The sequence below is a fragment of the Paucisalibacillus globulus DSM 18846 genome (assembly GCF_000482485.1).
GTDB lineage: Bacteria > Bacillota > Bacilli > Bacillales > Amphibacillaceae > Ornithinibacillus > Ornithinibacillus globulus.
The window spans coordinates 517,103-541,405 of the sequence record NZ_AXVK01000001.1 but is presented as its reverse complement, the minus strand read 5'-3'; the positions used below and the strand labels follow the sequence as shown (position 1 = coordinate 541,405).

The window sequence follows — 24,303 nt, the reverse complement described above, 5'->3', positions numbered from 1 at the left end:
ACTTTCTACATAAGATGGTATGGTTGCATATCTACTGTAATCAATAAGTCCTCTTTTCGAACCTCATCAGCAAACTGATCCATAATTTTTTTGATATTCCTTCTAAGGTTTGGTTCATTTTTGTATTTTATCATGCATTGGTAGCGATATCTATCTTTCATCCTTGATATCGGTGATGGTGTTGGACCTAGTATGATTGTTTCCTCGGCTACCACCTTGGTAAGTAATTGTGCGATACGCTGGGTTATTTGAACTACTTTAACATGATTAGGATGTGATACCGTAATGAGTGCTAAATAGACATATGGCGGATATCGGAATGTTCTTCTAATCTGCATCTCTGCATTAAAAAATTGATGAAAATCATAGCTACTTGCAAGTTGAATACTATAATGTTCAGGAGTATAAGTTTGAACAATCACTTTTCCAAGTAATTCATGTCTTCCTGCTCTACCACTCACTTGAGTTAATAATTGAAACGTTTTTTCACTAGAACGAAAATCAGGTAAATGCAACATTGAATCAGCGGTTAATACTCCAACTAACGTAACATTGGCAAAATCAAGACCTTTTGCAATCATTTGTGTACCTAATAAAATATCTGCTTGCTTGTCAGCAAAACTCTTCAATAACTTTTCATGGGATCCCTTTTTCCTTGTTGTGTCTACATCCATCCGAATAACACGAGCATGTGGCATTAATTGTGCTAATGATTCCTCCACACGTTGCGTACCCGTTCCAAAATAACGAATGGAGTCACTTTGACATTCTGGGCATTCTAAGGGCATTCTTTCTTCATAAGAACAGTAATGACATTTTAATTGATTACTTCGTTTATGATAGGTTAAAGCAATATCACAATGTGGGCATTGTTTAACATGACCACAATCTCTACACATAACAAATGTCGAATATCCTCTTCGGTTTAGCAAAAGAACAATTTGCTCTCCACGTTCTATTGCACTTTCCATACTTTCCTTTAATTGAGTAGAAAACATGGAACGATTTCCAGTATGCAATTCTTCACGCATATCTACAATTTCTACATCTGGCATAGGTTTTTCATTTGTACGTTTATCTAACGTAGCTAATTTGTACACACCTTTTTTGGCTCGAGCAAAAGATTCTAAAGTTGGTGTAGCACTTCCTAGAACCACTGGACAATGATGATAAAGTCCTCGTTTAATCGCAACATCCCTAGCATGATATCTTGGTTGATCCTCTTGTTTATATGTTGTCTCATGTTCTTCATCAATAATGATGATTCCTATATTTTCAAATGGCGCAAAAATTGCTGACCGTGCACCAACAACAACACTTACCTTCTTTGTTTGAATTTTTCGCCATTCATCATACTTCTCACCATTTGAAAGAGCACTATGCATGACAGCTACTTCACTACCAAAACGCCCCTTAAATCGATTTACCATTTGCGGTGTTAACGAAATTTCAGGAACGAGCACAATTGCCTCTTTTCCTTCGTTTAATACATCTTGAATGGCCTGCAGATAAATTTCAGTTTTACCACTTCCGGTTACACCATGAACTAAAAATACATCATGTTCACTGTTTGATACTTTTTCTTTTATTGGCTGTAATGCTTGTTCTTGTTGTTCAGTCAAATTAAGTGGGAGTGTTCTTTCAAAAGAATCATCATTATAAGGGTTTCGATATACTTCCTTTTTAATTTCTTTTAATAATTGCTTATCTATAAGAGCCTTAACAACTGTTCGATTTGAATTTGTAATATGGAATAATTTATTTTGTTCAATCGAGTCTGAGTTTTGAATAAAGTAAGCTAATGTTGCTCTTTGTTTTTTTGCATTTTGGGGCAAATCGAATAATGATTCTTCTAATTGATAACTTTCTTTATTGGGCTCTATGAATGTAACAAGCTTTTTTGTAATTCTAGATTTTACAAGATAATTAATGGAAATGGTTGTCTCCTGGACCGCTTTCTGTAGTTTGGAATAAGAAATGCTTGAACCTTCAAATTCCTCAAAACTTATAACATCTCTACCTGCAAACAAGAACTCGAATTCCTTTGACAATGGTTCATCTGTATTTCTTATTAATTCTTTCTTATATTGTGCCTTCAAAACTTGGGGCAACATAGCTTGGTAGGCTGTAATGTACATGGTAAGTGTATCTTCTGCCATCCATTTTCCTAGTTCCAACAATTCTTTTGTTAAGACAGGATAAATGTCTAGTACATCAATAATTTCCTTTAACTTGTCAAAATCAGATGTTGATGTAATTCCCACAACGAAACCGGTTATTTTTCTCGGACCAAATGGTACGATTACGCGCATTCCTTCTGCAAGAATGTCTTGAAATCGAACTGGTATTAAATAATCAAATGTTTGATTGATCGTCTTCGCTTGGACATCAACTATAACCCTTGCAATATTCACGATTGATCATCCTTCATATCACGCAATATTAATTTTAGAATCTCTCTTGCAACCTCTTTTTTGCTTGCTTTAGGAATCACATGCTGCTCTAATTTTCTATTAAAATAGGTTACGATATTCGTATCGCTTCCAAACCCAGCACCATCCTCGGCCACATTATTTACGACTATAGCGTCTAAATTCTTCCGATTAAGCTTATCCAAACCATAAGCTTTTAGATTTTGAGTTTCCGCTGCGAAACCTACAAGAAATTGTTTTGTTTTGTTCTCTCCAAGTGTTTTTAAAATATCCTTTGTACGTTCCATTTCAACTTGAAGTATCCCATCTTGTTTTTTCATTTTATTATCATAGGTAACTTTTGGTCGGTAATCGGCTACTGCTGCAGCTTTAATGACAATATCATGTGAAGAAAATTCTTCAGTCGTTACTTTATACATCTCTTCTGCAGTTGTCACATCAATACGTTTTATAGTACCAGATGGTGTAGCTAAATTAACCGGACCAGATACTAATGTAACTTCTGCTCCCATTTCAGCAGCGGCTTCCGCTAGCTTATACCCCATTTTTCCTGTTGAACGATTGGAAAAAAAACGAACAGGGTCAATTTTTTCCCTTGTAGGACCGGCCGATATTAGTACTTTTTTCCCTAATAATAAGCGTGGGCTATTTTGATACGATTTTATCACTTCAATTATAGTTTCCGGTTCTTCTAATCTTCCTTTTCCAATCCAACCACATGCAAGATAGCCTGCACCTGGCTCAATAAAATGGTAACCAAAATTTACTAAAGTTTGCATATTTTTAATAACCCCGGGATGCTCATACATATTGACATTCATTGCTGGGGCAATGTATACCGGTGCTTTTGTAGCAAGAATAGAAGTTGTCATCATATCATCAGCTATTCCGTTCGCGATTTTCCCAATAATATTTGCAGTTGCTGGGGCAATTACAAACATATCAGCCCAATCCGCTAGATCAATATGAGCGATTTTTTCTGCATCTTTTTCATCAAATGTGTCGGTGTAAACCGGGTTCCTTGATAATGCTTGAAATGTTAGGGGGGAAATAAATTTAGTTGCTGACTCTGTCATAATCACTTTAACGTTTGCCCCTTGTTGTGTTAACTTGCTTGTTAAAGCACAAGCCTTGTAAGCAGCAATTCCACCACTCACTCCTAGTATTACATTTTTATTCAGCATGTTAACGAACACCTTTCCAGAACAATTAAATCTTCTAGTCTATTTATACCATAATTTTCTTATATTAAATAATCCCTTGCATTTTAACATGCAAGGGATTACCTTTTTACTTTTCGTTATCTAGCTTCAGTTCTTCTGCTGCAATTTCTTCTAGTGCCATACCTACATATTTATGAGATTTCGGACTAACAATTCGTGGGTTATTTAGTTCACGTAATTGTCTAGCTCTCTTAGCAGAAAGAGTAACTAAAGAATATTTCGATCTAATTTTTTCTTGTAATTCATCAATAGATGGTTCTAACATCATGAAAAATCATCCTCCAATAACTTTTTATATTGTGCTGCAATTCGTTCTCGCTTGCAATGTTCAGATTGGATTATGGACTGGACCTTTTCTACGGCTTTATCTACATCATCATTTACAACAACATAGTCATAAGCATCCATCATCTCAATTTCATTACGGGCTTCCTTTAAGCGATTAAGAATTACATCCTCTTTTTCAGTTCCACGATTTACAATTCTATTTTTTAATTCCTCTAAACTTGGAGGGAATAAAAAGATAAATACACCCTCAGGGAAATTCTGCTTCACCTGCATAGCACCCTGTACTTCTATTTCCAAGAATACATCATGCCCTTTGTCTAATGTGTCCACCACATAATCCTTTGGAGTACCATAATAGTTATTGACAAATTTAGCATATTCTAACAGCCTACCTTCAGCAATTAACTGTTCAAATTCTTCATTTGTCTTATAAAAATAATCAACCCCATCCACTTCACCAGGACGTATATCCCTTGTGGTCATTGAAATGGAGTAACGTAATTCCGTTTTCCTTTCAAATAGTTCTTTTCTCACAGTTCCTTTTCCAACACCAGATGGTCCAGAGAGAATAAATAAAATACCTTTCTCTTCTATCAAGTTATTTCCTCCTAAAAGCTTAGCACTATTATTCGTCAGTCATTTCCTCGTGACTTAATACACGTTGCCCAACCGTTTCCGGTTGCACAGCAGATAAAACCACATGATCACTATCAGTAATAATAACCGCTCTTGTTCTTCTTCCATATGTAGCATCTACTAATTTATTATTATCCCTTGCAACCGAGATAATTCTTTTAATTGGTGCTGATTCAGGCGAAACGATTGAAATAACACGGTTTGCCGAAACAACATTACCAAATCCAATATTAATTAATTGTAATCCCATATTACTTCCCCCTGTCATTCTAAACTATTATATAAGCTTTTTTGTAAAAATAAAAGTCTCACCATTTATTTACTCGAGATTTTGAACTTGCTCTTTAATTTTCTCAATTTCACTTTTAATTCCAATGGTCCATCTACCGATTTGGGAATCCGTAGATTTTGACCCAATTGTATTTGCTTCACGATTCATTTCTTGCACGATAAAATCAAGCTTTCTACCAATAGACTCCTCACCCTGACAAATTTCTTCTATTTGTTCTAAATGACTTAGTAAACGGGTAATCTCCTCTGTGATATCTCCTTTTTCTGAGAGTATTGCAATTTCTTGGTGGATTTGACCTTTATCAATAGTAATAGAATCTTCTATATATTCCTCAATCCGCTTCTTAATACGCAATCGGTACTCTTCTATAACCTTTTCTCTTCTTCCCTCTAATAAGAGTACCATATCTCGAATACTAGAAACTCGCTTTAAAATATCCTCTAATAAGTTTTTACCCTCTTCCATTCGCATTTCTTCGACTTGTTTACAAGCATTAGCAACGCATGTTAAAACAATGTTTTGCAGTTCACTTGGTTTTTCTTCATTTTCAACGACTGTAATAAGATCAGGCAATTCTGTTAAAACCGACATAGGGATATCGCCTTTCAATGCGTACCTATCCTTTATCTTTTTTAATTGTTGAACATATTGATCCAGTAAATCCCAATCGGTGACAATAGATTTGTTTACAAAATTATCACCATCAATATTAATATGTATTTCAATTCGTCCGCGTGAAAAATAAGATTTTACGGTCTTTTTAATCTTATCTTCTAGAAATATAAAGGTTCTTGGATATTTTGGAATGATATCTAAAAAACGATGATTTATCGATTTGATTTCTACAGAGATGGTAGTATTTTCTAAATGAGTTGTACTTGTACCATAACCAGTCATACTTTTTGCCAAAAATATCACCTACTTTTTTGAGCTATGGATAATTATAGCATACCTAGTTAGCTTCGAACGATATTTGACCTTTTTTAAAAAGATATATTACATTCCTTCACCAAATCCACACAAAAAAACCATCCACAAAAGTTGCAGAAGGTTTTTGTTTTTATTTGGACCTAATTTGTAATCCTAGTTGTACATATAATTCGCAGTTGATGGAAACTGTGCTGTAACAAAAGCCCTGTCTACCCGAGCATGTGCCCGATTCAGGAAAACATGGGCCCTCTCAACCCGAACATGCGCCCGACTCAGGAAAACATGAGCCCTGTCTACCGAAACATGCGCCCGATTCAGGAAAACATGAGCCCTGTCTACCGAAACATGCGCTCGATTCAGAGAAACATAAGCCCTGTTAACCGGAGCATGTACCCTGATTAAGATACATGGGTCTAGTTACCGCACAGTTTATAACAAGTTGTGTAATTAATAACTTATTTTTTCGTAAATCCGAATAGTACAGTTGGTATTGCAGCTAGACCGAGTACCAACATCCAATCTCTAGGAGCAAGTGAAACAGTATGGAAAATTGGTTGTAATGGCGACCAGTATATTACCACAAGTAATAAGAGAACAGATGAGATAACCGCAAATACTAAATAGATATTTTCAAATGGATTTCGTTCAAAGACTGACTTTTCACTTCGGCAATCAAATACATGGATAAGCTGTGCCATTACTAACGTTGTAAATGCGATTGTTTGTCCATAAACTAGATTGGCTGGGTTGTCTTGATATGTAACCATAAAGCCAATTAAAGTCACAATCCCAATCAGTATACCTCTAGAAATAATTTTAAAGCCTAACCCTCTTGCAAATACTCCTTCATTAGGACTTCTTGGTGACCGTTTCATTACATCATTTTCTGGTTTATCTAGGCCTAGTGCCATTGCTGGTAAACCATCTGTGACTAAGTTTACCCATAAAATCTGAACCGGTACTAATGGAAGTGGCATTCCGAGTATCACGGCAAATAACATAACCAATATTTCACCAACGTTTGATGCTAGTAAATAACGGATGAATTTCCGGATATTTTCATAAATATTGCGTCCTTCTTGAATTGCTGCTTTTATCGTAGCAAAGTTATCATCCATTAATACTAAAGAAGATGCTTCCTTTGTTACGTCTGTACCGCTAATTCCCATGCTAATACCAATATCACTTGCCTTTATAGCAGGTGCATCGTTCACCCCATCACCAGTCATTGCAACAATATGCCCTCTTGCCTGAAAAGCTTTTACTATTTTAAGCTTATGTTCTGGAGTTACCCTAGCAAATACATATACATCTTCAATTGTCTCCTCAAGATCACTTGTTGACATTTGATTTATTTGACTACCTTCTAACACTAATCCATTGTCCGGTAATAGCTTCAGATCTTTTGCAATTGCTCGAGCAGTCTTCACATGATCACCTGTAATCATTACAGTCTTAATACCTGCTTGTCTACACTCTTCTATAGCTGCTCTTACTTCTTTTCGAGGGGGATCAATCATTCCATATAACCCAATAAAGGTTAGATCTTTTTCCAAAAATGCAGTTTCGAGCGACATATCTTTTGATAATGGCCTCATACTAATTGCAATGGTACGGAGTGCTTTTTCAGCCATTCCATTAATAGCATGTTCTATCTTGTCTCGATCCCGTTGCTTTAATATCTTTCTATTTTCATGTTCTAACAAATAATTACAACGAGGCAATAATACATCTGGTGCTCCCTTTGTAATTAGGAAGCGCATCTCATTTTCATCTTCCACTACAACACTCATACGTTTCCGATCAGAGTCAAATGGAATTTCTTTGATTATCTTAAAATTATCTCCACTTAAGTGATTTAAGCCAATTTTTCTTGCTGCTACAACTAAAGCCCCATCGGTTGGATCTCCATCAATAAAATACTTCCCTTTTTTCACTTGAAGGATAGCATTATTGCATAATTGGCCGTATAGGAGCATGGTCTCTAAGTTAGGGTGGTTCTCGTTTAATTTCTTTTTTCCTATTAAAAACTTTCCTTCAACATCATAGCCATCACCTGTTACAGAAATATTATCACCGTTAAGAAACATTTCCTTAACAGTCATTTGATTTTCTGTCATCGTACCTGTTTTATCTGAGCAAATAACAGAAGCACAGCCTAATGTTTCTACAGCAGATAGTTTTCGTACAATTGCCTTTTTCCGAATCATTCTTTGTACACCAAGAGAAAGAGCAACTGTCACTATCGCTGGCAATCCTTCCGGTATCGCTGCAACAGCTAATGATACCCCAGCAAGGAACATATTATAAACAGGATGCCCTTGAATGACTCCGATTCCTACAACTAAAACAGTTAAAAGTAGTGCTACAACAATTAAAATTTTCCCAAGCTCTGCCAGTTTGCGTTCTAATGGAGTTGGTATTTTCTTAGTACTAGACATTAAAGAAGCTATTTGTCCCATTACCGTATTCATTCCCGTACCGACAACAATCCCTACCCCTGAGCCCCTCGTTACTAAAGTCCCCATGAAGCCCATGTTAACTTGGTCACCGGCATCAAGGTCATCTCGAACAATAGCGGTTGCGTGCTTCATTACCGGTAAAGATTCACCTGTTAAGGCTGATTCCTCTGTTTCTAAACTATTAGATTTAACAATACGAAGATCTGCTGGCACACGATCTCCACTACTTAATTTTACAATGTCCCCAACAACTAATTCGCGAGAAGATATTTTCTCCCATTTTTGATCCCGGTAAACATTGGCCATTGGAGCTGACAATTCTTTAAGCTTCTCTAGCGACTTCTCTGCCTTTTGCTCCTGAAAATAACCAATAAAACCATTGACCAATACAATTACCATAATTGCAATAGCATCAACAAATTCCCCAAGCATCCCAGCTATTAATGTGGCTGCAAGTAATACCAATACCATAAAATCTTGAAACTGTTTTAAAAAGATAATCCATTTTGATGTTTGCTTTCCTGATTCCAGAACATTATAGCCATATTGCTTATGGCGTTGTTCTACTTGATTAGGTGTTAGTCCCCTAGTTGTGGTTACTTGAAGCTTTTGTTCCACCTGTTCTACATCTAATTGATACCACTTTTTCACGTCGCATTCCTCCAGCTTTAAGCGAGGCAAAAACAAGCCCCTGTACTCTAGTAGTGATATATATGCAGACTTGTCCTAAAAAATGCTATAATTTAGGGTAGAGGTGAGTCAAATGCCATTTGACGGTATTGTAACAAGAGCAGTGACAAATGAACTTTTCAATCTGCTTGTGCCAGGAAAAATAACAAAAATACATCAACCATCGGATACTGAAGTTATAATGACTATTCGAAGCCAAGGTAAAAATCATGTTTTATTATTCTCTATTCATCCTACTTATTCTCGAGTACATTTTACAAAGGATTCTTTTCATAATCCTCCCGAGGCCCCTATGTTTTGTATGGTACTAAGGAAGCATTTATCTGGAGCTATCCTCGAAGCTATTAAGCAAGACGGTATGGAAAGAATCATTACCTTTCAAGTAAAAACAAGAAATGAAATTGGGGATATCTCCTCTAAAAAGCTTGTTCTAGAATTAATGGGAAAACACAGTAACTTAATTCTAGTAGATAGTGAAAAAGGAAATATTATTGATAGCTTAAAACATGTATCAATGGCTCAAAATAGATACCGAACCATTCTACCTGGATCAGAGTATGTCATACCACCACAACAAGACAAATTGAATCCTCTTGAAACTGATGGTGACACATTCATTCGTAAACTTGATTTTAATGCTGGTAAATTGGACACACAAATCGTAAAACTATTTACAGGTTATTCTCCGTTTATCGCAAAAGAGATAATTAGCCGAGCTAAATTAGGTTCAAATGAAATATATAAAGAGAAGTTCTTCGAAATACAGGAGCAAATTCTCCTAAATCAATATATTCCTACCATTTATAAAGGTACAAAAGAAGAATTTCATGTTATTCCAATAACGTCATTCTCTGGAGAAAAGGAAGAATTCACAACAACTAATGAAATGTTGGATCGGTTTTACTCGGGTAAAGCCGAGAGAGATCGGGTTAAACAACAAGCAAAGGATCTATATCGATTTATTCAAAATGAACGGGATAAAAATTCGAGAAAGTTAAAAAAGCATGAGCGAACTTTACAAAAAGCAGCAAATGCTGATAATTATCAAAAACTCGGTGAGCTTTTAACTGCGAATATGCATTTAGTTAAACAAGGTGATACCACTATTTCCGTAGTAGATTATTATGATCCAGAACAAAATGAAATTACTATTGAGCTTCATCCTCACAAAACACCTAGTGAGAATGCACAAAGCCTGTTCAAAACATATACCAAATTGAAAACATCTAAAGTAAAAATAGAAGAAGAAATTGAAAAAACAAATGAAGAAATAGAATACTTTGATCAGCTATTGCAACAAATAGATGTTGCAGGTGTAGAAGATATTGAAGAAATACGTGAGGAACTTCGTGAAGAGGGCTATTTAAAAAAGCAAAGTCAGGGAAAACGGAAGAACAAGCAACACACTCCAAACCCAGAAGAATATATATCATCAGATGGAACAACTATTTTAGTTGGAAAGAATAATAAACAAAATGAATACTTAACCATGAAGCTTGCACATCGGGATGAAGTTTGGTTCCATACGAAGGACATTCCGGGATCTCATGTTATTATTCGTTCCAAAGAACCTACGGAAGAGACAATTTTAGAAGCAGCGCAATTAGCAGCTTACTATAGTAAGTCACAAAGCTCCTCATCCGTTCCAGTAGACTATACTAAGGTACGACATGTGAAAAAGCCCAATGGTTCTAAACCGGGATTTGTTATCTATGATAATCAGAAGACGGTTTATGTTACTCCGAATAGATCACTTGTAGAAAAGTTAAGAAAATAATTCAAATGAAGAACTCATACAAGCGTATGAGTTCTTGCCACTTACAAACCATATTACAACCTACATTTCTACCACTGTAATTCATCGAATTCCTCTTGAACCTTCTTTTCAATCCAATCAATATCAATTGGCCCATTTACAACATGATAAGCCTTACCACTCCTATAAACCCATACACGGTTTTCATATATGGAAGCCCCTAAACTTTTATCTTTTAAGTAGATATCAATAGAAAATCCTTTTTCTTTTGATACATCACCATTCCATTCATCATCTTTCATCTTTTTTATCCGGTATTGACTTAAAAAATCAATTAACTCATCTGCATGTTCCTTTTTATCCGTTGTCCAAGCATTACCAAGAATTAATTGCTCAAAATCTTTACTATTAAAGCTAATAACATCATCTAAGTCCTTTTCCCGATAATCATTAATAGTGACAATGATTGGAATAGTAATTAGTATGGCAATAAATATAATGAAGTTTTTACGTTTATCAAGTCCTAACTTCAAGGAGAATTTTGCTAGTTTTTCTGATACATATGCCATCAATGGAATAAACACAATAAGATAAATTAAAATAGCAAGAATCGTACTATACCCATTATTCCATGATATATAGTTATCATAAATATTAGCGTAAACATAAAAGCTAAAAGGTATTAGAATGAAAAGGAATATAAAAAACAAAAATTTACCTTTTGCTTGATTAACACCCATTAAACTTCTGCTACTTAGCTCTTTTGGTATTTCAATTTTAGTCATTTCTTGTTTAATCTTATTACTCACGCACATCCCCTCCTCTTAGATTATTCCTAAGCTTAGCTAAAGCCCGATATAATATCGTTTTAGCTGTACCTAATGGAATCTCAAGTGTTTCAGAGATTTCTTTAAAGGTAAATTCCTCAAAAAACCTCAATATAACAACACTTTTCTCCTCTGCATTTAAGTATTCAATTAAATCTTGTACAGCAACTTCTAAATCAATATCCTCAATTATTTCTTCTGGTATGTTTTCCTCAAATCCTGGATGTAAGTGTGTGATTTTACACTGTTTCTTAAGTAAGTCCAGTGAACAGTTTATCGCAATTCTGATTAACCATGTTTTAAAATATTTAGGTTCTTTTAGCTTTTTAATTGTTTTAAAAGAACGGTAGGCTGTCTCCTGAACCACATCCAGTGCATCACTTTGATTTTTCACATATATAAATGCCATTCTATAAATATCTTCCTCATACATTTGAAACAATGTTAAAAATGCTTCAACATTACCCTTTTGCGCTTTTTTTACTAATTCCTGCAAGTAGCAGCCACCCCCTTTACTCTCTATTCTATCTATTTATTAGACAGTTAGATTGTTCATTTAGCTTTTAAAATTTAAAAAAATATTACAATCTCTATTCATGGAATATACCAAAAAGAAATCTAGAATAATAGTTTAAAAGCAAAATTAATGGGGAACCACAAGTATATGGATCCCCACGTTTTTTATTTTTGTACATTTTCATTTCATAAATTTAAAAATGAAATTAGATACTACATTAACCTAGAATTTCCATTGACCGCATTCTTTCCTTTAACATTATTTTATAATTTTCAAATTCATAGTTTGAATTGTTAATCTTTATCTTTTTTATTGTTAACAAATCAAATATTTCTTTTTCAACAGCTCTTCTTGCTTCCAATACTTTAATGGTTCCTTCTAATCCTTTATATCCGTTTACTTTCCCATAACCTTGGTTAGTATAATAGTCCATAAATCCCTTTGACCATTCTGTTGCTCTCTCGTGAACAGCTTTCCTAAACGAAAATTCCAAATCATCTTGTTCAATATAAATCAATATTGGATTTAATTTTTCTATAATCTTCTCTAATCTCAAAACATAATCAATAACTTTATCTTTTGGCGAACCATACTTTACCATTCCAATTGTTAATGGATTTTGTAGGAAACAGCATTCAAAAATATAAACTTTATTTTCATTAATTGCCTTTTCTGCAAATTCTGTCCATCTTTGTGTGATTAACTCTATATTCTTTTCTAAAGATAATTCATATATATCATTCTTGAAAATGGTATGGAATAAATCATCCGGAAAATGCGACCCATATTCATTAATAAGTTTTCGGTAGGGTAATAAGTAATTAATACCTTTCCTGGTAACTTTATTATTTATTAATTCTCTAAAATCTCCATTATTCGCTATCAAACTTTCAAACTCACTTTTATTAAAAGAAGCTACTCCATCATAATCAGCAGGGTGGTCTAGATTCCCTTCCAGAAATAATTCGGCTTGCTTATGGTTATCAATTAGAATATCCTTGAGTAACTTTGCTGTTGTTGATTTTCCGAAACCCGGTAGCCCTTCTACAATCAATAATTTTGTATTCAAAAAAAAATGCCCCTTTCTGTGGTATTTTAAAAGGTTTCAAAAGGCAAACTGTCCATTCTACTCACCACTAACATGCGGTATGTTAATAATTCTACAATTATTATCATTTTTCCTTCTTTTATAGAATCCGCTTCACTAAACACAAAAAAGGAAAACATGATTTTTATCATATCCCCCTTTTAATAATTTATAATATGTTGTTTTCTAAAAGATTGTTGTTAATGACACTTTTTATATAGAGTGCGACTTAACTAATAATCATGGGGTGAGCAACTGACCCGCGGGGGAAATACACTTCGCTTTCCATGGGCGGCTGGAGAGCCTCCTCGCTCCTTCGTCACTGCGGGGTCTCACCTATGCCTATCCTCCCATAGGAGTCTCCGTGTATTTCCCCCGCTGGTGTAGAAAAAATATAATGATTGAAATTCTTTCTAAAAATATAAGCTAAACCTTATTATGATTAGAAATTTTAACTAGCGTAGGCAGAATACGTAGACTCCTACGGGAATAGCACGTGTCCGAAGACCCCGCAGCGGCGACTTTTCCGCGAGGAGGCTGAGGCCGTGCCCGTGGCGAGGTAGACACTGCGATGGTTCTTTCGAGCAGATGTCGCCCCGGTACTGGAAGTAAAAGCGGAGTATTCTGCTGGAGCGGTGTGCTACCACTACACTATCCTCTTTAAGCTTTTGTCGCATTTTCCATCAACTGCGAAAGTGACAAACTTTACAAAAAACTGCCTATAAAAAAGATTTTTCTGTAAGCATCTTAATAAACTCAGCTACTTGAGGTAGTTCTCTAATTCCTTCCTGATAAGATACCCAAGTATAGCGCGTAACAGGTTTCCCAGCTAATTCTAATGCAACATGTGGGAATTCATCCATCATAGAATCCGAAACACTTTTTGGTAGAACAGCCATACCAATCCCTTGTTTCATGAATTGCTTACATGTTTCAATTTGATCCACGGTCATGGTGCGAAGTGGTTTAATCTGATGCTGATGGTGGTATAGCCAGTTATCGACAAGCTCGTGCATACTATCATCACTTTTAAAGGAGATTAGTGGTCGTTCTTTCAATGAATCCTCTGGAAAAGGCTCCGTATCAAAAATGTACAATGGATCATCGAATAAGCGTATACTTGTACTCTCTTTAAACTTTTCACCACGTATGATACATACATGGTAGTCCTTATGATTTCGCTTAATATCCTCACTAATACCAGTGACTAAATCAATGGTCACTTTTGGAAACTTGTTTGTGTATTCTCCTAGTATTTTTGGAAGGAAACGTTGGCTAATTAAAGAGGAACAAGCAATAGATAGTGTTCCTTGTACTTCATGACTCGATTTGGAAAGCTTATTTTTTAGTACCTGTTCTTTATCGGTAACTTGCTTTGCATGGTTCAGAATAATTTCCCCACTAGGTGTTAACACAAGACTTTTTGGAGTTCTAATAAAAATCGTTACCCCAAAGTATTCCTCTATATATTTAAGGCGCTGCGTAACAGCTGGTTGGGATATTAATATAGCTTTTGCTGTACCACGTATTGTTCCAACCTCATTCAATTTAAGTAGTAACTCATAATCCTCAATTTTCATTTTAATAAACCTCGGTCATGATAATTATTATTTATACGTTTTTATTATATAATAAATATCTACTTATTACATCAAGTTATTATAAATCAATAGTATTGCGCCATTCCAAAAGTACAGTTTTTTCTTCCTCACTTAGTTTTCCATCTTCGACTAAAGCTTGAATTAATTCCTCATAGTTTGTAAGACTTTGATAATTCATATCTGATGACTTAAAGTTAGCTTGAGCCTTTCTCAATCCATATGTAAAGATGGACAATACTTCGAGCACCCTAGCTCCAGAATTCCTCAATGCATTAACTGCTTCTAAAGATGAACCACCAGTAGAAATTAAATCCTCTATTACTAATACTTTTTTACCCGCAACATTTTCCCCTTCAATTTGATTTCCTTTTCCATGACCTTTTGGCTTGGAACGGACATAAACCATCGGTAGATTTAAACGCTCAGATAGCCATGCAGCATGGGGAATCCCAGCAGTAGCACAACCAGCAATTACATCTGGCTTTTCCTCCATTTGCTCAACCAATTCAACAAATGCATTGGCAATCGTTTTACGTACCTCAGGATAGGACATCGTTATACGATTATCACAATATATAGGTGACTTAATTCCAGATGCCCATGTGAAATACTCCTTCGGGTTAATTTGCACAGCCTTGATGGTTAATAGTTCTTTTGCTAGTTCTTGACTTATTTGCATGTTGATTCCTCCCATTCAGCAATTGCCTGTTCATAGGCTATTCTTGGATTTTTAGCTTTTGTAATACTACGCCCAATTACTAAATAATCTGCACCATTATTTCTAGCAAACCCTGGGCTTGCTACACGTTTTTGATCATTTACATCTGAATCAATAAGTCTAATTCCCGGTGTTACTGTTATAAAGTCCCTTCCACATTCCGTTTTTATTTGGTTTGCTTCATGTACTGAACAAACTACACCATCTGCTCCACTCTTCTTAGCAAAGCTTGAAAAGCCTACCGCAACATTCAATAGATTACCTGATATACCCAATTCTTCATTCAATACCCTTTGCTCCATTGAAGTTAGTACTGTTACAGCTATTAATTTGGTATCAAAGTTAGGATTACCATTTATAAGTCCATCCTTTGCTCTTTGAATCATTTCACTACCACCAAGTGCATGAACATTCACTAAATCTACTTCTAGACTAGAAAGTACTTTCATGGCACGCATAACCGTCGTAGGAATATCATGAAGTTTTAGATCAAGAAAAACTTTATGATTATTCTCTTTTAGCTTGTCAATAATTTGTGGTCCTTCACGATAATAAAGCTCCATCCCAACTTTTACTGGAACACCATGTAAATCATTTTCCTCTAGAAATCTTCCCGCTTCCTTCCAAGTAGGAAAATCCAATGCTAGATAAATAGACTTTGTCATGAAATAATCCCCTTTCCAACAGCTTCTTGCACCGAATTAAAATCATAGTTACTCAATACACTTGGTAATTCATCAATAATTTCAGAGCAAATAAATGGATTTTGAAAATTAGCTGTACCAACCGCTACCGCACTAGCACCAGCTAATAAAAACTCCAAAACATCCTCTGCATTTTGGATGCCTCCCATGCCAATAATTGGGATATTCACTTGCTGTCTAACTTCATAAATCATACGAATTGCTACAGGCTTAATAGCAGGCCCTGATAAACCCCCAGTTTTATTTGCAATCAGAGGTCTCCTACTTGGAAGATGAATTTGCATCCCGGTTATCGTATTTATCATGGACAATCCGTCTGCGCCAGCCGCTTCCACCGCCTTAGCCATCTGCATAATATCCGTGACATTCGGAGATAACTTTACATAAACCGGTAGATTACTAGCTTTTTTGACCGCTTCTGTTACCCGAGCTGCCATTGATGGATTCGTCCCAAATTGAATTCCACCATCTTTTACATTAGGACAAGATATATTCAGTTCGAGCGCATGTACCTTATCCGTTTTGTTAAATGCTCTAGCAACCTCTTCATATTCTTCTAACGTACTTCCGGCTATATTTGCTATTATATTCGTATCAAATTGGGACAGAAACGGGACTTCTGATTCGATAATCTTATTTACGCCCGGATTTTGAAGTCCAATTGCATTTAACATACCTGATGCCGTTTCAGCAACCCTAGGTGTTGGGTTACCAAAACGCTCAGATCCTGTTGCTGCCTTCATAATTACGGCACCTAGTTTACTAAGGTCGTAGAATTCACTATATTCACGACCAAACCCAAAGCAACCTGACGCTGGCATTATCGGATTCTTTAAGGATAGGCCTGGAAGTTCAATTGCTAAATCTGTCATATCGTAACCTCCTCAGCGTGGAATACTGGTCCGTCTTTGCAAATTTTCCGATATCCAGTGCCATCTTTAGTTGGTAAGACACATGCAAAACACGCTCCAACACCACAGCCCATTCGCTCTTCTAATGAAATAAATCCTCGCTTCCCTTCAAGTTTCGTTGTTAAGGCCTTAAGCATTGGAATGGGGCCACAGGAATAGTAACAGTCAAACAACCCAACTTGATCTAATACATCTGTGACATAGCCTTTATACCCATAGGACCCATTATCCGTTACAATAATGGTCTCCCCTAACCCCTGAAATTGTTGCTCATAAAACACATTTTCTTTTTGTTGGAAACCTAAAATAGAAACAATGTTAATTCCTTTTTCTTTTAGTGTTTTCCCTAGATAATAAAGGGGCGGTACACCAATCCCTCCCCCAACTAATAGAATAGTTGATTGTGGTTCATCTTCCGCTTTGAAACCATTTCCGAGAGGTCCTAATACATCCAAAAATTCACCTGCTTGATAGGTTGCCAGTTCACTTGTACCCACACCATTTATCTTAAATAGAATCGTAATTTCATTTCGTTCTTTATTGCAATTAGCTATAGAAATCGGTCTTCTCAATGTATGTGTTCCAATCTGTATGTGTAAAAACTGACCTGGTACAGCTTTCTCACTGATAAAATGATTTTCAAGCACCATTTCATACGTGTCTTTCGCTATAGCCCTTGAGGAAACAATCTTCATCTGTTCTTTTTTAATCATAATAAAACAGCCTCTTTTGTCTGTATTGGGTTTGCAGAAAATGTTGTTGAATCAATAACATTCAGTATTGCGTTTGCTGTATCTAAGTTTGTTAGACAAGGTATTCCACGTTCTACGGATACTCTTCGAATCATAAATCCATCTGAACGCGGTTGTTTTCCTGAGGTTATTGTGTTGACCACAAATTGTACTTTACCCTGTTCAATAATGGATAGAACGTTCGGGTCTTTTGCCCCTACTTTTCCAACTTCGGTAACTGGAATGTTTGCACCCCTTAAGAATGATGATGTCCCGGCTGTTGCGTAAAGCTGGAATCCTAATTGATGGAAACGGGTAGCAACCTCTAACATTTCGAGCTTATCTTTGTCTGATACAGTAATTAATACTGCTCCTTCACTTGGTACGGAGATGCCTGCTGCAAGTAATCCTTTATACAATGCTTTTTCCATTGTTTTATCATAACCTATGGCTTCACCCGTTGATTTCATCTCTGGTCCGAGAATGGTATCCACACTTCGTAATTTTTCAAATGAAAACACTGGAATTTTAACAGATACTAGATTGGATTCAGGTAGAATACCCGAACTAAACCCTAGGTCCTTAAGATTTTCACCCAAAATACATCTTGTTGCTAAATTTGCCATCGTAACACCAGTAATTTTACTTAGGAATGGTATTGTTCTACTTGCCCTTGGGTTTACCTCTAGTACATAAACATCCTCATCACAAATAATGAATTGGATATTTACCAACCCTTTTACTTGTAAAGCTCTTGCTATTCTCACCGTTGCTTCAAAGCACTTTTCTTTAACAGTTTCCGATAATCTTTGTGGTGGATAGACAGCAATGGAATCCCCCGAATGGACTCCTGACCTTTCAATATGCTCCATAATGCCGGGAACAATAATCGTTTCCCCATCACTAATGGCATCGACCTCTACTTCAATTCCAGTAATATACTTATCTATCAGAATGGGATGGCGATCTGTAATATGCCCTGTTTTTGTCAAGTATGCTTGTAGCTCATCTCTATTGTAAACAATCTCCATACGGCTACCACCGATAACATAAGAAGGACGAACCAGTACCGGATACCCAATTGATTCAGCTACCTCGATTGCATGATCCATATGTTTCACTGCTTTTCCTTGAGGACGTAACAATTGAAGTTTATCCAATAACACCTCAAATTTATCCCTATCCTCTGCAGCATCAATTGCTTCTAGATCAGTTCCCAGAATTGTAACCCCTCGTCTCGAAAGTCCTTCTGCCAAGTTTATTGCCGTTTGACCACCAAATTGGACGATAACGCCTTCTGGCTTTTCAAGATTAATAACATTCATGACATCTTCCAACGTTAGCGGTTCAAAATATAACTTGTCTGAAATACTAAAGTCTGTGGAAACTGTTTCAGGATTATTATTCATAATTATTGCTTCATAACCCATTTCTTTAATTGCCAGCACGGAATGGACTGTTGCATAGTCAAACTCAACACCTTGCCCAATACGAATTGGTCCAGAACCGAGTACTAAAACTTTTCTATTCCCTGATGGAATTGACTCATTTTCCTCTTCATAGGTACTATAAAAATATGGAGTTTGTGAATCAAATTCAGCTGCACAAGTATCTACCATTTTGTATACAGTATTAATATTTTCTTTCATTCGGAATTGATAGAGTTCATCAACAGATAGTTCCCAAAGTCTTGCAATATGATTATCTGAAAATCCTTTTTCTTTTGCTTCTTGTAATACTTCTTTTGAGTACGGGTTAGAACAAATTACATCCTCAAATAGGACAAGGTCTTCCATTTTCTTTAAGAAAAATGGGTCTATTTTAGTAAGGCTAAATATTTCCTCTAACGTAATTCCTCTACGGAATGCTTCAGCTATTACAAAAATTCGTTCATCATCAGCCTTTTTTAGTCTATATTTAAGATCTTCATCCGTAGCAAATGTTAAACCAGGTAAGTCAAGTTCTTCCGTACCAATATCCATGGAGCGAATTCCCTTTAACAGTGACTCTTCAAAATTTCTACCGATTGACATGATCTCTCCTGTAGCTTTCATTTGTGTACCAAGCTTTCGGTCACCGGTAACAAATTTATCGAATGGAAAACGAGGAATTTTTGTCACTACATAGTCAAGTGCTGGTTCAAATAAAGCGAAAGTCGTTCCTGTAATTGGATTTATTATCTCATCTAATGTTAAACCGACAGCAATTTTGGCTGCCATTTTAGCGATTGGATAACCAGTAGCCTTTGATGCAAGTGCTGATGATCGACTAACCCGTGGATTAACTTCAATGACATAATAATTAAAGCTATTTGGATCAAGTGCTAATTGAACATTACATCCACCCTCTATTTCGAGAGCTCTGATTATTTTAAGTGATGCATTCCTCAAAAGTTGGTACTCCCTATCACTTAACGTTTGTGAAGGAGCAACTACGATTGAATCACCTGTATGGATACCAACTGGATCAAAATTTTCCATATTACATACAACAATTGCTTGATCATTTTTATCACGCATTACTTCATATTCAATTTCTTTAAAACCAGCAATATTTCGTTCAATAAGACATTGATTCACTGGAGACAATGCTAGACCATTTCTAGTTATTTCGCGTAAGTCACCCTCGTCATAGCACATGCCACCACCTGTTCCTCCTAACGTATAGGCAGGACGAACAATTAATGGAAAACCAATTTTCTTTACAAAGTCAACAGCATCTTCAACGGTATTAACAATCCTACTTTCTGGTACTGGTTCTCCTAAAACACCCATTAATTCACGGAATTTTTCGCGGTCTTCTGCTTTTTCTATAGCTTCAAGCGAAGTCCCTAAAAGTTTGACATTATATTGATCAAGTATTCCTGTTTTATCTAACGAAACAGCTAGGTTCAAACCAGTTTGACCACCTAAGGTTGGCAGTAATGCATCTGGTTGTTCTTTTCGGATAATTTTGGTTAAAAATTCTACCGTTAACGGTTCCATATAGACTTTGTCTGCAACTGTTTGATCCGTCATAATGGTTGCTGGATTAGAGTTAGCAAGAATAACTGTATAGCCTTCTTCTCGCAATGCTTGGCACGCTTGCGTACCTGAATAATCAAATTCAGCTGCTTGACCGATAATTATTGGACCTGAACCAATAACTAATATTTTCTGGATGTCTGTATTTTTAGGCATATACTTCTTCCTCCCCTTTAGCTACATGATTATCAATTAATGATAAAAATTCATCGAATAGATAATTAGAATCTTCTGGTCCTGGTGAACTTTCTGGATGATACTGAACCGAAAAAGCGGGATATATTCGATGCTTTATTCCCTCGACAGAGTTATCATTTAAAGCAATTTGTGTTAATACCAAATCTGTATTTTCTAATGATGCCCTATTCACTGCAAATCCGTGATTTTGTGAAGTTAAGAATGTCTTGCCATTCTCCAGATCTTTGACCGGATGATTTCCACCTCGATGGCCAAATTTCATTTTCTCCGTTTGTGCACCACAAGCTAACGCTAGTAGTTGGTGACCAAGGCATATTCCAAATATCGGAATGGTTGGTACCACTTTTTGAATCATCTCAATCGCCTCTGGTACATTTACCGGATCTCCAGGGCCGTTAGTTAACATGATTCCATCTGGTTTTAGACGTAATATACTATCAGCTGGATAATTGTATGGAACCACTGTCACATGACAGTTGCGTTTCGTTAACTCTCTTAAAATGCCATGTTTCATACCAAAGTCTACAAGAACGATACGATGCCCACGCCCCGGAACAATATAAGGTTTTGTTGTCGATATTTGTTTGACTTGGTTATGAGGAACTGGCGTATTCGCTAACCTTTTTAATAGAACTTCTTCAGGAATCTCCGTATCAGCAATGTAACCTCTCATGGTCCCAGCTTTACGAATGACTTTGGTTAGTTTTCGAGTATCTATACCAGATAGTCCGGGAATATCATGAGCTTTTAAAAAGCTATCAATACTTTCATCACTTCTAAAATTTGATGGATATTCACTATATTCTTTTACAATTAATCCATTAATAAATGGTGCTACTGTTTCAAAATCATCTCGATTAATCCCGTAGTTTCCAATTAACGGATAGGTTAAGGTCACAATTTGACCACAGTACGAGGGATCGGAAATAATTTCCTGATAACCTGTCATACCGGTATTAAAAACTACCTCACCACTTATTTCTTTATCACTTCCAAAGCCTTTCCCAATAAAAATCGTACCATCTTCCAAGACTAATTTTCTTTTAAGCATTAGTATCCTCCTCGTAAATAATTTCTCCTTCATAAATGGTAAGTACCGGCACCCCTGTTACTTTCCAATTATGAAATGGTGTATTTTTTCCTTTTGAATAGAAGTTAAATTTATCAATTGTTGTTTCTGCTTCAAGGTTGATTAATGTTAAATCAGCTATTTCTCCTTCAGCCAGTCTTCCATAAGGCAGATTAAAAACGGATGCTGGTTTAATCGTTAACCAATCTACTAATTGCTTTATAGAAATTTCCCCAGGTTTTACAAGATTAGTATAAAGTAATGAAAAGGCTGTTTCTAACCCAACAATCCCGAAAGGAGCTTTAAGCATACCCTGTGCTTTTTCGTCCTCGCTATGTGGAGCATGGTCTGTTGCAATAAAATCAATTGTTCCATCTAGTAAACCTTCTATTAATGCTTCCTGGTCTTCTTTACTCCTTAGTGGTGGGTTCATTTTGAAATTGGTATTATCACTAAGAACCGATTCTTCGTTTAATAATAAGTGATGGGGAGTTACCTCGGCTGTAACATGAATTCCAGCTTTCTTTGCATCTCGAATGACCCTTACTGATTCTTTTGTGCTAACGTGACAAACATGGTAATGACATCCAGCCGCTTCTGCTATTAAAACATCTCTTGCAATTTGTACGGACTCACTTAATGAGGGTATTCCAGGTAGGTTTAAGCGCTCGCTAACTTTCCCATCATGGACAACACCACCGTAAACAATCGAGTTATCCTCACAGTGAGCAACTATCGCCTTGTTACATGCAGCTGCATTCTTCATAGCGCGAAGCATTGCGTCAGCGGTTTGAATGCCAACACCATCATCTGTAAAAGCAAAGATATTTAACTTAGATAAGGCTTCTATATCTGTTAGTTCTTCCCCTTTTAATCCTTTGGTAATAGATGCATACGGTAAAACACGAACAACTGCATCTTGATCAATCTTATCTAGCAAGATATTAATTGTTTCTTCACAATCTGGAACTGGATTTGTATTTGGCATGGAACAAACTGTTGTAAATCCACCTCTTGCAGCAGCCATAGTTCCTGTTTTTATTGTTTCCTTATGCTCGCCACCTGGTTCACGTAAATGGATATGTACATCGATGAATCCTGGGGTTAGAAGTTTTCCTTTACAATCTATCGTTCTGTCGATTTCCTTTATCTCAATCGAAGTATTAATCTTTTTAACTTTCCCACCATCGACTAATACATCGCAGCTTTCTAACTCACCATTATCTACTAATCGTTTAACATTCCTTAATAGAATTCTCATCAATACTCCCCCATTCGTTTAATACATGTGTTAAGATTGCCATTCTCATATAAACACCGTTTTTCATTTGTTTAAAAATCCTTGAACGCCCACATTCGACTAAATCTCCATCTATTTCCACACCACGATTAATTGGTGCTGGATGTAATATAATCGCATGTTGTTTCATTTTTCTTTCTCTATCGATTGTTAATCCATATTTTGTGAGGTAACTTGACGTTTCATATATTTCCTCATGTCTTTCGTGTTGGATTCTTAAAAGCATGACAACATCACAAAATTGAGTTGCCTCATCAAGACTTACATATGGATAATCAAGTGACTCATCTTCATATCCTGGTGCGGCACTTAAATATACTTTTGCACCAAGTCTTTCCAGTGCATGTGCATTTGATTTGGCTACACGGCTATGCTTAATATCTCCTACAATTACAACATTTAAATCTTCTAATCTACCAAATTCCTCATAGATGGTGAGAAGATCTAGCATACATTGTGTTGGATGCTCTCGCTTACCAGCCCCTGCATTGATAATAGGAATATTTATTCCTGATTCTAATTCTGTAAACCAATCGTCTGATCTATGTCTAATTATCGCCACATTGGCACCAATGGATTCAAAGGTTTTCACCGTATCAAATAGTGATTCCCCTTTTTGTATGCTAGACTCTTCCGCATGAAAGTCTAGTACTTCTAAACCCAGTTTTCTTTCTGCAACAGCAAAACTCATTTTCGTTCGCGTACTTGGTTCAAAGAATAAGTTTGCAGCGAAAAGTTGTTTTGGAATGTTGTCGTTCTTTCCCTTTTTATACTTCTCAGCGTTTACTATTAGATTAAAGATTTGTTGGTTCGTTAATTGATCAATTGATATAAAATGATTCACGTATATCCCCCATTGTGTTCAATATTTTTATTTACCTTAGAATAATAGGCAATAAAAAAACCTC

Annotated in this window: 20 protein-coding genes; 1 reads left to right on the top strand and 19 read right to left on the bottom strand. The window is 36.0% G+C overall.

Features of this window, described 5'->3' with window-relative positions; translation table 11 throughout:
• Positions 1 to 5: 5 nt before the first annotated feature.
• From priA to K332_RS0102775, 7 genes are all read right to left on the bottom strand, one after another.
• On the bottom strand, positions 6 to 2,414 hold the full coding sequence (gene priA, locus K332_RS0102805) for a primosomal protein N' (RefSeq protein WP_026906065.1): 2,409 nt from the start codon (positions 2,412 to 2,414) through the stop codon (positions 6 to 8).
• A complete protein-coding gene (coaBC, locus tag K332_RS0102800; protein ID WP_026906064.1) occupies positions 2,411 to 3,616 on the bottom strand; it encodes a bifunctional phosphopantothenoylcysteine decarboxylase/phosphopantothenate--cysteine ligase CoaBC in 1,206 nt (401 codons plus the stop codon). Before coaBC ends, priA begins: the two co-directional genes overlap by 4 nt.
• A gap of 106 nt (positions 3,617 to 3,722) precedes the next feature.
• Entirely contained in the window at positions 3,723 to 3,923 is a 201-nt protein-coding gene (rpoZ, locus tag K332_RS0102795) for a DNA-directed RNA polymerase subunit omega (RefSeq protein ID WP_084287657.1), read from the bottom strand.
• The gene (gene gmk / locus K332_RS0102790) at positions 3,920 to 4,540 is read right to left on the bottom strand and encodes a guanylate kinase (RefSeq protein ID WP_026906062.1); all 621 of its coding nucleotides are present in this window, start codon (positions 4,538 to 4,540) and stop codon (positions 3,920 to 3,922) included. Before gmk ends, rpoZ begins: the two co-directional genes overlap by 4 nt.
• 28 nt (positions 4,541 to 4,568) lie before the next feature.
• A complete protein-coding gene (gene remA / locus K332_RS0102785) occupies positions 4,569 to 4,829 on the bottom strand; it encodes an extracellular matrix/biofilm regulator RemA (RefSeq protein WP_010096736.1) in 261 nt (86 codons plus the stop codon).
• 69 nt (positions 4,830 to 4,898) lie between these two features.
• Complete coding sequence (locus tag K332_RS0102780) at positions 4,899 to 5,789, bottom strand: YicC/YloC family endoribonuclease (protein ID WP_245604621.1); 891 nt, start codon at positions 5,787 to 5,789, stop codon at positions 4,899 to 4,901.
• A 467-nt stretch (positions 5,790 to 6,256) separates the two neighbouring features.
• Entirely contained in the window at positions 6,257 to 8,914 is a 2,658-nt protein-coding gene (locus K332_RS0102775; protein ID WP_026906060.1) for a calcium-translocating P-type ATPase, SERCA-type, read from the bottom strand.
• A 112-nt stretch (positions 8,915 to 9,026) separates the two neighbouring features.
• Between K332_RS0102775 and K332_RS0102770 the strand changes: the two genes are divergently transcribed.
• A complete protein-coding gene (locus tag K332_RS0102770; RefSeq protein WP_026906059.1) occupies positions 9,027 to 10,730 on the top strand; it encodes an Rqc2 family fibronectin-binding protein in 1,704 nt (567 codons plus the stop codon).
• Between the two features lie 68 nt (positions 10,731 to 10,798).
• Here K332_RS0102770 and K332_RS0102765 read toward each other — a convergent pair whose 3' ends face one another.
• From K332_RS0102765 to K332_RS0102705, 12 genes are all read right to left on the bottom strand, one after another.
• The gene (locus tag K332_RS0102765; protein ID WP_026906058.1) at positions 10,799 to 11,518 is read right to left on the bottom strand and encodes a hypothetical protein; all 720 of its coding nucleotides are present in this window, start codon (positions 11,516 to 11,518) and stop codon (positions 10,799 to 10,801) included.
• Positions 11,511 to 12,032, bottom strand: coding sequence for a sigma-70 family RNA polymerase sigma factor (locus K332_RS0102760; protein ID WP_026906057.1), 522 nt, complete (start codon positions 12,030 to 12,032; stop codon positions 11,511 to 11,513). Before K332_RS0102760 ends, K332_RS0102765 begins: the two co-directional genes overlap by 8 nt.
• Positions 12,033 to 12,270: 238 nt before the next feature.
• Positions 12,271 to 13,122, bottom strand: coding sequence for a P-loop NTPase family protein (locus K332_RS0102755; RefSeq protein WP_026906056.1), 852 nt, complete (start codon positions 13,120 to 13,122; stop codon positions 12,271 to 12,273).
• Between the two features lie 737 nt (positions 13,123 to 13,859).
• Entirely contained in the window at positions 13,860 to 14,720 is an 861-nt protein-coding gene (locus tag K332_RS0102745) for a LysR family transcriptional regulator (RefSeq protein WP_026906055.1), read from the bottom strand.
• Positions 14,721 to 14,799: 79 nt separating this feature from the next.
• The gene (pyrE, locus tag K332_RS0102740) at positions 14,800 to 15,420 is read right to left on the bottom strand and encodes an orotate phosphoribosyltransferase (RefSeq protein WP_211237396.1); all 621 of its coding nucleotides are present in this window, start codon (positions 15,418 to 15,420) and stop codon (positions 14,800 to 14,802) included.
• On the bottom strand, positions 15,411 to 16,124 hold the full coding sequence (gene pyrF / locus K332_RS0102735; protein ID WP_026906053.1) for an orotidine-5'-phosphate decarboxylase: 714 nt from the start codon (positions 16,122 to 16,124) through the stop codon (positions 15,411 to 15,413). Before pyrF ends, pyrE begins: the two co-directional genes overlap by 10 nt.
• Positions 16,121 to 17,035, bottom strand: coding sequence for a dihydroorotate dehydrogenase (locus K332_RS0102730; protein ID WP_026906052.1), 915 nt, complete (start codon positions 17,033 to 17,035; stop codon positions 16,121 to 16,123). The genes pyrF and K332_RS0102730 overlap by 4 nt, the downstream gene beginning before the upstream one ends.
• Entirely contained in the window at positions 17,032 to 17,787 is a 756-nt protein-coding gene (locus tag K332_RS0102725; protein WP_026906051.1) for a dihydroorotate dehydrogenase electron transfer subunit, read from the bottom strand. Before K332_RS0102725 ends, K332_RS0102730 begins: the two co-directional genes overlap by 4 nt.
• Complete coding sequence (gene carB / locus K332_RS0102720; RefSeq protein ID WP_026906050.1) at positions 17,784 to 20,984, bottom strand: carbamoyl-phosphate synthase large subunit; 3,201 nt, start codon at positions 20,982 to 20,984, stop codon at positions 17,784 to 17,786. Before carB ends, K332_RS0102725 begins: the two co-directional genes overlap by 4 nt.
• A complete protein-coding gene (gene carA / locus K332_RS0102715) occupies positions 20,977 to 22,077 on the bottom strand; it encodes a glutamine-hydrolyzing carbamoyl-phosphate synthase small subunit (protein WP_026906049.1) in 1,101 nt (366 codons plus the stop codon). The genes carB and carA overlap by 8 nt, the downstream gene beginning before the upstream one ends.
• Positions 22,070 to 23,356, bottom strand: a complete 1,287-nt coding sequence (locus K332_RS0102710) for a dihydroorotase (protein ID WP_026906048.1) — start codon at positions 23,354 to 23,356, stop codon at positions 22,070 to 22,072. The genes carA and K332_RS0102710 overlap by 8 nt, the downstream gene beginning before the upstream one ends.
• Complete coding sequence (locus K332_RS0102705) at positions 23,331 to 24,239, bottom strand: aspartate carbamoyltransferase catalytic subunit (RefSeq protein WP_026906047.1); 909 nt, start codon at positions 24,237 to 24,239, stop codon at positions 23,331 to 23,333. The genes K332_RS0102710 and K332_RS0102705 overlap by 26 nt, the downstream gene beginning before the upstream one ends.
• Positions 24,240 to 24,303: the final 64 nt, after the last annotated feature.

What these genes read in the sequence shown, in the direction of transcription:
- K332_RS0102710 (WP_026906048.1), bottom strand. Translation starts at nt 23,356, where the DNA reads ATGAGAATTCTATTAAGGAATGTTAAACGATTAGTAGATAATGGTGAG.
- K332_RS0102730 (WP_026906052.1), bottom strand. Translation starts at nt 17,035, where the DNA reads ATGACAGATTTAGCAATTGAACTTCCAGGCCTATCCTTAAAGAATCCG.
- coaBC (WP_026906064.1), bottom strand. Translation starts at nt 3,616, where the DNA reads ATGCTGAATAAAAATGTAATACTAGGAGTGAGTGGTGGAATTGCTGCT.
- rpoZ (WP_084287657.1), bottom strand. Translation starts at nt 3,923, where the DNA reads ATGATGTTAGAACCATCTATTGATGAATTACAAGAAAAAATTAGATCG.
- pyrE (WP_211237396.1), bottom strand. Translation starts at nt 15,420, where the DNA reads ATGCAAATAAGTCAAGAACTAGCAAAAGAACTATTAACCATCAAGGCT.
- carA (WP_026906049.1), bottom strand. Translation starts at nt 22,077, where the DNA reads ATGCTTAAAAGAAAATTAGTCTTGGAAGATGGTACGATTTTTATTGGG.
- K332_RS0102745 (WP_026906055.1), bottom strand. Translation starts at nt 14,720, where the DNA reads ATGAAAATTGAGGATTATGAGTTACTACTTAAATTGAATGAGGTTGGA.
- remA (WP_010096736.1), bottom strand. Translation starts at nt 4,829, where the DNA reads ATGGGATTACAATTAATTAATATTGGATTTGGTAATGTTGTTTCGGCA.
- K332_RS0102725 (WP_026906051.1), bottom strand. Translation starts at nt 17,787, where the DNA reads ATGATTAAAAAAGAACAGATGAAGATTGTTTCCTCAAGGGCTATAGCG.
- pyrF (WP_026906053.1), bottom strand. Translation starts at nt 16,124, where the DNA reads ATGACAAAGTCTATTTATCTAGCATTGGATTTTCCTACTTGGAAGGAA.
- K332_RS0102770 (WP_026906059.1), top strand. Translation starts at nt 9,027, where the DNA reads ATGCCATTTGACGGTATTGTAACAAGAGCAGTGACAAATGAACTTTTC.
- carB (WP_026906050.1), bottom strand. Translation starts at nt 20,984, where the DNA reads ATGCCTAAAAATACAGACATCCAGAAAATATTAGTTATTGGTTCAGGT.